Source organism: Planktothrix mougeotii LEGE 06226 (assembly GCF_015207485.1).
Taxonomy (GTDB): domain Bacteria; phylum Cyanobacteriota; class Cyanobacteriia; order Cyanobacteriales; family Microcoleaceae; genus Planktothrix.
This window is the reverse complement of record NZ_JADEWU010000022.1, coordinates 66539-77163: the sequence shown is the minus strand read 5'-3', so window position 1 is coordinate 77163 and position 10625 is coordinate 66539. Positions and strand designations below refer to the sequence as shown.

Here is a 10625-nt window from a genome sequence, read left to right as displayed (position 1 = left end):
CCCCTTTATGATCCCCTTTCAACTTCAAGCTCCCTTTCAACCCCTTGGCGATCAACCCCAAGCGATCGCTAAACTCACCCATAATATTAAGGAAGGACAACCCTTTAGCACCCTATTGGGAGCGACGGGAACCGGAAAAACCTTTACCATCGCCTCGGTGATTGAAAAAATTGGTCGTCCGACTTTGGTTTTAGCCCATAACAAAACCTTAGCCGCCCAATTATGTAACGAATTTCGGTCATTTTTTCCTGAAAATGCCGTTGAATATTTTATCAGTTATTACGATTACTATCAGCCAGAAGCTTATCTTCCCGTCACCGATACTTATATTGAAAAGACTGCTTCTATTAATGATGAAATTGATATGCTCCGCCATTCCGCCACGCGATCTTTATTTGAGCGACGAGATGTAATTGTTGTGGCTTCTATTAGTTGTATTTACGGCTTAGGAATGCCAGCCGAATATTTAAAAGCGGCTATTCCCCTACAAGTGGGAGAAGAAATTGATCAACGGGAATTATTACGGGAATTAGTTGCTGTTCAATATACTCGCAATGATGTGGAATTAACACGGGGGAGGTTTCGTCTCAAAGGAGATGTATTAGAAATTGGCCCCGCTTATGAAGATCGAATTATTCGAGTTGAATTTTTTGGCGATGAAATAGAAGCCATTCGTTATATTGATCCGGTAACAGGAGAAGTTTTACAAAGTTTAGACGGATTAAGTATTTATCCCGCGCGACATTTCGTAACCCCAGAAGATCGCTTAGAAATCGCTTGTCATGATATTGAACAGGAACTCAAAGAGCAAGTTATTGAATTAGAAACCCAAGGTAAATTATTAGAAGCACAACGCTTATCTCAACGCACTCGTTATGATTTAGAAATGTTACGGGAGGTAGGATATTGTAATGGCGTAGAAAACTATTCCCGCCATTTAGCCGGACGACAAGCGGGAGAACCTCCAGAATGTTTAATTGATTATTTCCCCAATGATTGGTTATTAGTCGTCGATGAATCTCATGTTACTGTTCCTCAAATTCGGGGAATGTATAATGGTGACCAAGCTCGAAAAAAAGTTTTAATTGATCATGGGTTTCGTTTACCCAGTGCGGCGGATAATCGACCGTTGAAAGCCGAAGAATTTTGGCAAAAAGTCAATCAATGTATTTTTGTATCAGCCACACCCGGAGATTGGGAAATTGAACAATCTCAAGGTCAAGTTGTCGAACAAATTCTCCGTCCGACGGGAGTTATTGATCCTGAAGTCTTCGTGCGTCCAACGGAAGGACAGGTGGATGATTTATATGGAGAAATTCAAGAGCGAGTCGAACGAGATGAACGGGTTTTAATTACCACCTTAACGAAACGGATGGCGGAAGATTTAACGGAATATTTACAAGACCGAGGCGTAAACGTTCGATATTTGCATTCAGAAATTCAGTCTATTGAACGGATAGAAATTATTCAAGGATTACAAAACCGAGATTTTGATGTGTTAATTGGGGTGAACTTATTACGGGAAGGATTAGATTTACCCCAGGTGTCGTTAGTTGCGATTTTAGATGCGGATAAAGAAGGGTTTTTACGCTCCGAACGTTCTTTAATTCAAACCATCGGACGTGCGGCGCGCAATATCCGAGGACAGGCTATTTTATATGCGGATAATTTAACGGAAAGTATGAGCAAAGCGATTGAGGAAACCAACCGACGAAGAGAGATTCAACAAAATTATAATCAAGAACATGGGATTATTCCCCAACAAATTATCAAAAAATCCAGTAATTCGATTTTGGAATTTTTGGATGTGTCTCGACGGTTAAATGCTCAAACCGTAGAAAAACAGGTGGAAACCTTTGAAGAATTACCGTTAGAAAGTATTCCCGATGTGATTACTCAGTTAGAAACCCAGATGAAAGCCGCAGCGAAACAATTGGAATTTGAGGAAGCCGCTAAACTCCGCGATCGCATTAAACAATTACGCGATAAACTAATCGGACATTAGGATAGAGTCAATATGTCCAGCAACAGGGGAAAGTTCCCTTTTAAAGTCTACAGCACAAAATGTGTATTTTGTCAACCCCTCTTTCTAAGGCCTCTGGTTTCAGTCCAAAAACTCGTGTCACATCTCCTCTCAATTTCGTCAGGAAATCAGCATATTTTACGATAGAATCAGGGTTGTAGCTGCCCTTTTTGCCTTTAGACACAATAACCCCTTGGGTGCTATTTTTTCTATGGTATCACAACCCCCATAATTGCGTCAACTATTTGAGAGTAATTTTCAATAAAATATCAGAATTTCCTGACAATCTTTTAAAAACCAAAACAATATAACGAAATTAATAAGTTAAACTTAACAATATCAAACGGTTGTTGCGCTAATGACCCTTCCCCCAGGTGACTCCTCCGGGTAATTCTATTAACGCTTGATTAATTCTATTCGGTAACTCCTTTTTAGAAAAACGATAGGTTAAATCAATTAAACGATGAGCGACTAAAATTACAGCCTCCCGATTCACCCTTTCTGAAACTTGAAAAGGTGTATAATCTCCATTGAAAACCTCTACAGAAGCATCACTAATGGCAGATTCTAAAGCATCTTCTATTAAAGATTGCCATTCCTGCTGCTGAATATAAGTCGAAGTTCGATTATCTTGCAAATTCAACTTTTTAATTTCCACTAACGCACCCCGAATAGATGCCGCCCAAGAATTAGTTAATCGCTGTTCTAATTGATTTTTAACAAGATGAATCAACAGCCTCACTAACTGGGACTCAATGGCATCAATTTTAGCTTGTCTACTCATGCCATCCAATTGTTCAACCAAGGTTAACGCATCTTGATATCGACCTTCTAAAATACTGGTTTTTAAATCTTCTAATTCCTGAATCATCCGGTGCTCCTCTTGTTAATTTTGTTGGGGTTTTGGAGTATCAGTTAAGGCATCTTTGGCTGAAATTCCTTCTCCTTGAAAGCCAAAAAACCAAAGGGTGGCTGCGGCTTCGGCGCGAGTTACGTTTTTTTTCGGTTGAAATAAAGTTGTAAATCCAAAAACCCGGCGAATATTGGAATTATCTCCATTATTATAGTCTTCTAAAATAGCAGGTAAAGCTCCCGCATCAATTTTAGAGGTATCTTTAAACCCCCAACGTTCTTTAACAGCATCAAGACTGGCTTTCGGTAACGCTTGTCGAGTATCTAACGGCACTTTCCAGCGAATTAAATCTTCACGGGTTAAGTTAGAATCAGGACGAAATTTCGTAACCGTATTATCTCCCGATAAGGGACTGGGAATTAACCCCGCTTCTGCTAATCCTTGAATTTCTGCAAAGTTAGGATAGGTGGTGGGAACATCTGTAAATACAGGGTCACTACTGGGAACAGCTAAACGAATTTGTTTAGCGGGATTATCGGCATATAATTGATTATTAACGTCTACAATCCATCGGGCATATTGACTGCGAGTAATTTTACCATTAGGATCAGGTAAGGTTCCCGTTTCTTGAGAATTAGGAGCTTTAAAAATACCCAATTTAGCCACATCAGACACCAAGGAACTTAACTCTTTCGGAACAGAATTGTTATCGGGTTTTTCAGGATTAGAAGTTGGAGTTGGAGTTGGAGTTGGAGTTGGAGTTGGAGTTGGTGTTGGTGTGGGAGAACTTGCTGTTTCTATCGGAAGCGGTTGATAACGAATTTGAAAATAGGTTTTTCCGTTAGCTTCTGGATTAGGTTGTTGAGCAATTGTCACTTTTAAATTATCTTTTTCCGCCGTGAGGTTATCGCTAGTTTCGTTAGCCGAATTTTCGATAATTTTCCAGTTTTTTGCGTTTAACTCTTTTTGGTAAAAAGCCTGAACAACATTACTGGGATCTGTTGTTTCCCAGAGGGTAATCACCGCCGTTGAATCTGGGGTGGGAGGCATCACCGTCTGCAAAGTTGCGTTAGGATAGGGGGGAATTTCTGAGGGAAAATCACTGGGAAGTTCAACAGCAGGAATAGAAGGTTCAGGGTTAGTAACGGGTGCGGTTGTTGCTTGAGGTGCGGGGGAATTAGTTTGTAATAAAGGATCAGCTTTTAGGGAATTTTCAATCGCTTTTCCAGTGGGACTATTAGCACAAGCAGAAAGGGAAGTGATTAAACTTAGGATTAAAATAATCTGTTTCATTGATCTAGCAGGGAACAGGAAATTGGAAATCGGGGACAGAATCAATACTTTTGGCGGTTTCATATTAGTTTAATGGATGACAACTCCTTGAACACTGCTATTGATCAGCTAATCGTTTTATTTTAACAGAAATTATGAGAAAAATGGAGATCAGGGCTGACGCACAGGGGTTAAAAAACCCGGTTTCTCATTGAGGCTCAGAGTGACAAGCTTGATTTTGGGTTCAGAAACCGGGTTTTTGCGTAAGTTCTGGGGATAATATTTTAATCTCAAGGGTAAAAGTTTCTCTTCCTGCTTTTAGCAATTCCCCAGTTGCAATTTTTAGACAGGAATTACCTCAGCTAAAACTTGAACTAAGGTTTGTAATTGTATGGGGGTATGAGTTGCCATTAAGGAAATCCGAATGCGGCTGGTATGAGCAGTGGGGGGACGAATAGCGGCGGCAAAAATTCCTTGATCTTTGAGTTTTTGTCCGATAGTTAATACCGTTGCTGCATCTTTGATGGGAACACAAAAAATAGGGGAAAGAGATTCAGAAAGGGGGATATTAAAGCGGAGTTGTTTTTCTTGGAATAGGGTTTTTAAAGTTTCAACATTTTGCCATAATTGTTCTCGCCGTTGAGGTTCAGTTTGCACAATATTAATCGCAGCTAAAGCCGCAGCAGTATCCGCCGGACTTAATCCAGTCGTGTAAATCCAACTGGGGGCACGATTTCTTAAAAAATCAATCAGTGCCGCCGAACCCGCCACATAACCGCCTAAACTTCCGAACGCTTTACTGAGGGTTCCCATTTGAATTAAGGTTTCTCTGGTGCAATTAAAATACTCTACACATCCGGCTCCTGTTTTTCCAAAAACTCCCGTAGCATGAGCTTCATCAACTAATAACATACAGGAAAATTCTTCACTGATGTCGAGTAAATCCAGTAAAGGACATAAATCCCCATCCATACTAAAAACACCATCGGTAATAATCAGTGCTTTTCGATAAGGAAGACGATTTCCTTCTAGTAATTCTCGCAGATGTTCAGGATTATTATGTTGATATTCTAACACCGTTGCGCCACTCATTTTCGCTCCATTTTTGAGACTGGAGTGGTTATATTCATCGGATAAAATTAAATCCCGTTGTCCGACTAAAGCACTAATGGTGCCAATATTTGCTAAATAACCGGAACTAAAAACAATCGCATCCTCTGTTTGTTTAAAATTAGCGATCGCTAATTCTAAATCTCGATGAAGTTGGCGATGTCCCGTTAACAATCGAGAACCCGTAACTCCAGTTCCAAATGATTGAGTTGCTGCAATGGCCGCATCAATTAACCGTTGATCTCCGGCTAATCCTAAATAATCGTTACTCGCAAAATTAATCAAGGGTTTTCCCTCTAGGATTAGGGTAGCACCTGCTTGATTTTCTACCGTTTGAACAGAACGATACCAATCAACTTTATGAATCGTCTCCAGGGCTTTTTCTATCCAAGCGTAAGCATCATTGATCATGTTCAATATCGGAAGAATAAGGTTGACTAATTTCGGCACTTTTGCCCCGAACGGGAGGTAATTTATCAACTAATCCCAAATTAAAGGCAATATCAGGTAAATCCCCAGCGATATAATGTCCGGGTTCAAAAATGCGACTGGGGGTAAAACAAAGTTGACGGAGTTCAACCACTTCCGTCGGTTCAAACATTCCTCTAAATTGTCTTCGTTCCAGACCCATGATTCAGATTCCTCCTGATTTCCCTGTAATGATATTAAATATTTTAAAGCATAAGTGCAACGTTGATTAATCTTTGAGATGGGTTTGATTATTCGGTTGTTCATCCAGAGGTTTTCCACAGTGGGGACAAACCCTAGGAGCATGAGTTTCAGCCAACTTTTTATTAGCTGTGATCACTTCAGTAAAACCGGAGGCAATTAACCCCGCAGGTAAGGCAAATAGTCCAATCCCTAATAAGGCTAAAATTCCCCCTAATATTTTTCCTAAAGGAGTAATGGGATAAACATCTCCATAACCGACTGTCGTTAACGTAATAATTCCCCACCACATCGCCGCCGGAATATTTGGAAATTTATCCGGTTGAGCGTCATGCTCGACAAAATAAATTAAGGTAGCTGAAGAAATCAATAAAAAACATACAATATTTAAGGTTAAAATTAGTTCTTCCTGACGCAAGTGAATGACTTCACCTAAAATTTTAATTCCACGAGAATAACGACCTAATTTTAGAAGCTGTAAAAATCGAGTTAATCCAAATAATTTAATACTTCTTAGGTCAGCATTCGTAAAAGGGAGATAAAAGGGTAAGAAAGCAATTAAATCAATAATCGCTAGGGGTGTTACCATATATCGGAGTCTTCCCCAAATCGGATGGCGATATCTATCAAGGGTTGTACATGACCATACCCTTAATAGATATTCTAAGGTAAAAACCCCGATAGAAAATCGATTAAAAACAATGAAATAAAATTCATACACTTCAAAAATTTCTTCAATAGATTCTATACAAACAGCCAGAGTATTTGATAAAATTAAAAAAATCAAAAAATATTCACAAGCTCGGCTTAACGTTTGTTTATGGTCTTTTGCTTCTAAAACTAAAAATATCCTACGCTTAATTTTTTTAGCCATTGATTTGTTATCAATTGTAGGGGCAGGGTTCTCCTGCCCATCATCCATTATCAATTGTAGGGGCAGGGTTCTCCTGCCCATCATCCATTATCAATTGTAGGGGCAGGGTTCTCCTACCCATCATCCATTATCAATTGTAGGGGCAGGGTTCTCCTACCCATCATCCATTATCAATTGTAGGGGTAGGGTTCTCCTACCCATCATCCATTATCAGGTGTCAGTATAAAGGCGTGCTAATAATCGTCGATATAAACTTACCCAAGCATTTATTTACTTAACAAGTAGACAGTTGATTTACTTTTAACTCTCTATGGGCGGGGAAACCCCGCCCCTACTGATAACTGTATTTTTTTACATTTCTTGAATTAACCTTAGCTGATTTTGTCGCATTTGAGTCATCGTTTCCATCATATTACTTGCCATCTCTTTTTCAACATCTGACATTTGTTCCCAAAAAGAAGCCGCACGACGAGCCGCAATCAAATCTTGCCAAATTAAGTTAAATAATTCTGCCATTTCGGGAGATTCTGTTTTAATGGCTGTCAAAAGTTCATCAAAACATTGATTAGCTTCAGGATGAGTTTCTACCGTTTTTGCTAAGTCTAAACAAATTTTCAGTTGCTCAACCCAATTTTTACTCGGAATAGTCATCAAGGTTTTCTCCTTCACGATTTAGAGTCTTGTTCTCATTATGTAATTAAATTCTGAGAATCCCCAAACCCCAGATCAAATTTCCCTAGGGACTGACGACTGACTCCCATTCATGCCAAGATAGAGTATTAAGTTCAGTTGACATTAATCTCATGGGTAAACAGCGAGTTCTATCAGGAGTACAACCGACCGGAAACCTTCATCTAGGGAACTACCTCGGTGCTATTCGCAACTGGGTCGATAATCAAGCGCAATACGATAACTTCTTCTGTGTTGTCGATTTACACGCGATTACCGTTCCCCATAATCCAGCCACCTTAGCCGCAGATACCTACACCATTGCCGCCCTATATTTAGCTTGTGGCATCGATTTAAACTATTCTACAATTTTTGTTCAGTCCCATATTTCCGCCCATAGTGAACTCACCTGGCTTCTTAATTGTATTACCCCGATTAATTGGCTACAAGATATGATTCAGTTTAAAGAAAAAGCCATTAAACAGGGGGAAAATGTCAGCGCAGGTTTACTCGATTATCCCGTGTTAATGGCGGCGGATATCTTACTTTATGATGCGGATAAAGTTCCCGTTGGAGAAGATCAAAAACAACATCTGGAATTAACCCGTGATCTTGCAGTAAGATTTAATCATTTATTCGGTCAAAAGAAGGCTGTCCTAAAATTACCTGACCCTTTAATTCGTCCCGAAGGTGCACGGGTGATGAGTCTGACTGATGGAACTCGCAAAATGTCAAAATCCGATCCCTCAGAATTAAGCCGGATTAATTTATTAGATGATCCCGATACAATTACTAAAAAAATTAAACGCTGTAAAACGGATTCAGTTCGGGGTTTAACCTTTGATGATTCTGACCGTCCCGAATGTCATAATTTATTAATGCTTTATGGCATTCTAACCCATAAAACCAAAGCCGAAGTTACCGCCGAATGTCAAGACATGGGATGGGGTCAATTTAAACCTTTATTCACAGAAACGGTCATTGAAAGTCTCAAACCTATCCAAGCAAAATATAAAGCCGTAATGGATGATCAAGGCTATTTAGAATCTGTATTAAGAACAGGTCGAGAAAAAGCTGAAGCTGTCGCCAATGAAACCCTAAATCGGGTTAAAGATGCAATGGGATATTCCCGACCCTTGTAATTTTATAATTTGAAAAACAACATCAACCCTTAAGAATGAACCGTTTTCGTACTGCTTGTTCAACCCTAGATGAATTTATTGTTACGGCTGAAGTCGCACCCCCAAAAGGCGCAGATCCAAACCACATGATTGAAATGGTTAGACTGTTAAAAGGTCGGGTTCATGGAGTTAATATTACCGATGGTAGCCGTGCTGTTTTAGGTATGAGTTCCCTGGCGGCTTCCATTATTCTGCTGCATCACGGAGTCGAACCCATTTGTCAAGTTGCCTGTCGCGATCGCAATCGCATTGGATTACAATCAGATTTATTAGGAGCCCATGCGTTAGGAATTAGAAATATTTTAGCCTTAACGGGTGATCCCGTCAAAGCAGGAGATCACCCGGATGCGAAAGCCGTTTTTGATTTAGAATCTGTGCGATTATTACAAGCTATTGATAAACTCAATCACGGCTTAGATTGGAATCAAAAACCCTTACCCGATGGCGCAACAGATTTATTTCCAGGTGCTGCGGTTGATCCCCAATCTTCCAGTTGGTCAGGGTTACAAAGTCGCTTTGAACGTAAATTAAAAGCCGGAGCCCAATTTTTTCAAAGTCAATTAATCACGGATTTTGATAAATTAGATAAATTCATGACCGAAATTGCCGCCGGAACTTCAAAACCCATTTTAGCCGGAATTTTTCTATTAAAATCCGCTAAAAATGCGCGATTTATTAATAAATTTGTTCCGGGGGTTCAGATTCCTGATTCAATTATTAATCGCTTAGAACAAGCGAAAAACCCCTTAGAAGAAGGCATTTTAATTGCATCTGAACAAGTTAAAATCGCTCGTCAACTTTGTCAAGGTGTGCATATTATGGCCGTTAAACGGGAAGATTTAATTCCTAAAATCTTAGATTTAGCAAGAATTAAACCGTTATAAAAAATACGGAACAATCACTGACCCCGCAATTCATCCTAGGGGTGAGGTGTTCCTCCCCCTTACCTTCAGTTTGATGTCCCTGATGATGTTCTGTACCCTCCATTTAAACTTTTGATCACGTTACATACCCTACAAATAATCAAGTTATTTTACTTCAGTAAAATTATGATTTTCAAGCGGATCAACAGGTTTATTCTTAGTTGATTTGTGATTTTTATCACGTTATCTGTTTATATAAACCACAAAAATTTCACTCAATAATCATAGAATTTAAAGATTAAAATCACTGGTTTCTACCGGGTCATGATTGATGATTAAAGATATCAGCAATTCCCTCAAGCCATTGAAGTGAGATTGGCTGAACACACAACAAAAGTTAAACCTATCATCAAGGATCAAAACCCAATGACTACCGTTATGGAAGAAACCGTAAATTGCCCTTGTTGTCATCGAAAAATCACCATTCTCGATTTAGGAAGCACTAATTCCTTCGGACGACAATACACTGATTTCCATAGTCAGACAATGGGTTATGCACCCATGCCAATTCTGATGAATACCTGTCCAGATTGTGGTTTTTCGGGTTATAATAAAGATTTTAAGAACCCATTAGATGAAACCCTGAAAAGCCAAATCTGTACAGTGATTACCCCCTTATGTCAGGTAGAAACACTGAATGCAGGGCGACGCTATGAACTCTATGGAAAAATTCGTCAACTTGCAGGAGATAATGTTTGGGAATTGGGGAATAATTATCTTCAAGGGGCGTGGGCAGCATTTGATGAAGGCACAGACAATGAAGCTTATTTACGTCGTTTAGCCTTGGAGTATTTCCGTGAAGCTTTAGTACAAAACCTTGTGCCTCTGGAACAGGAAGCAACCATTACCTATTTAATTGGTGAACTTTATCGGCGCATTGGGGAAATTGAAGCAGCTAACACCTGGTTTAACAAGGTGATTCAACGAGCACAAACAGACGAGTCATGGCAGCAAATGGCACAATTTGCGACTCAACAACGGGATCATCCTCAAGAAGTGTTTTCGCGTTGATAGAAACAGGGTGACAGGCGTGAAAGATTTGAGTTAAAGG

General features: G+C 39.6%; 10 protein-coding genes. 4 read left to right on the top strand and 6 right to left on the bottom strand.

All coding sequences use genetic code 11. From position 1 onward, the window contains the following. Positions 1–7: 7 nt before the first annotated feature. Positions 8–2005, top strand: a complete 1998-nt coding sequence (uvrB, locus tag IQ236_RS12015) for an excinuclease ABC subunit UvrB (RefSeq protein WP_193869470.1) — start codon at positions 8–10, stop codon at positions 2003–2005. Between the two features lie 373 nt (positions 2006–2378). Here the strand turns inward: uvrB and IQ236_RS12010 are convergent, their stop codons facing one another. From IQ236_RS12010 to IQ236_RS11985, 6 genes are all read right to left on the bottom strand, one after another. Then, the gene (locus IQ236_RS12010) at positions 2379–2894 is read right to left on the bottom strand and encodes a DUF29 family protein (RefSeq protein ID WP_193869467.1); all 516 of its coding nucleotides are present in this window, start codon (positions 2892–2894) and stop codon (positions 2379–2381) included. A gap of 15 nt (positions 2895–2909) precedes the next feature. Beyond that, positions 2910–4169: an S-layer homology domain-containing protein gene (locus IQ236_RS12005; protein ID WP_193869466.1), complete on the bottom strand. Its 1260-nt coding sequence runs from the start codon at positions 4167–4169 to the stop codon at positions 2910–2912. Positions 4170–4490: 321 nt separating this feature from the next. Beyond that, entirely contained in the window at positions 4491–5669 is a 1179-nt protein-coding gene (gene bioF / locus IQ236_RS12000) for an 8-amino-7-oxononanoate synthase (protein WP_193869465.1), read from the bottom strand. Beyond that, positions 5659–5889 carry a hypothetical protein gene (locus IQ236_RS11995; RefSeq protein ID WP_193869464.1) on the bottom strand — a complete coding sequence of 77 codons (231 nt, stop codon included), beginning with the start codon at positions 5887–5889 and terminating at the stop codon, positions 5659–5661. The genes bioF and IQ236_RS11995 overlap by 11 nt, the downstream gene beginning before the upstream one ends. Before the next feature lie 66 nt (positions 5890–5955). Further along, positions 5956–6801, bottom strand: a complete 846-nt coding sequence (locus IQ236_RS11990; protein ID WP_193869463.1) for an ion transporter — start codon at positions 6799–6801, stop codon at positions 5956–5958. A 351-nt stretch (positions 6802–7152) separates the two neighbouring features. Beyond that, a complete protein-coding gene (locus IQ236_RS11985; protein WP_193869462.1) occupies positions 7153–7452 on the bottom strand; it encodes a hypothetical protein in 300 nt (99 codons plus the stop codon). A gap of 152 nt (positions 7453–7604) precedes the next feature. Here IQ236_RS11985 and trpS point away from each other — a divergent pair, with 152 nt between their 5' ends. From trpS to IQ236_RS11970, 3 genes are all read left to right on the top strand, one after another. Continuing rightward, positions 7605–8612, top strand: a complete 1008-nt coding sequence (gene trpS, locus IQ236_RS11980; RefSeq protein ID WP_193869461.1) for a tryptophan--tRNA ligase — start codon at positions 7605–7607, stop codon at positions 8610–8612. 35 nt (positions 8613–8647) lie between these two features. Next, positions 8648–9535, top strand: coding sequence for a methylenetetrahydrofolate reductase (locus tag IQ236_RS11975; protein WP_193869460.1), 888 nt, complete (start codon positions 8648–8650; stop codon positions 9533–9535). 405 nt (positions 9536–9940) lie between these two features. After that, a complete protein-coding gene (locus IQ236_RS11970) occupies positions 9941–10585 on the top strand; it encodes a DUF2225 domain-containing protein (RefSeq protein ID WP_193869459.1) in 645 nt (214 codons plus the stop codon). Positions 10586–10625 lie beyond the last annotated feature (40 nt).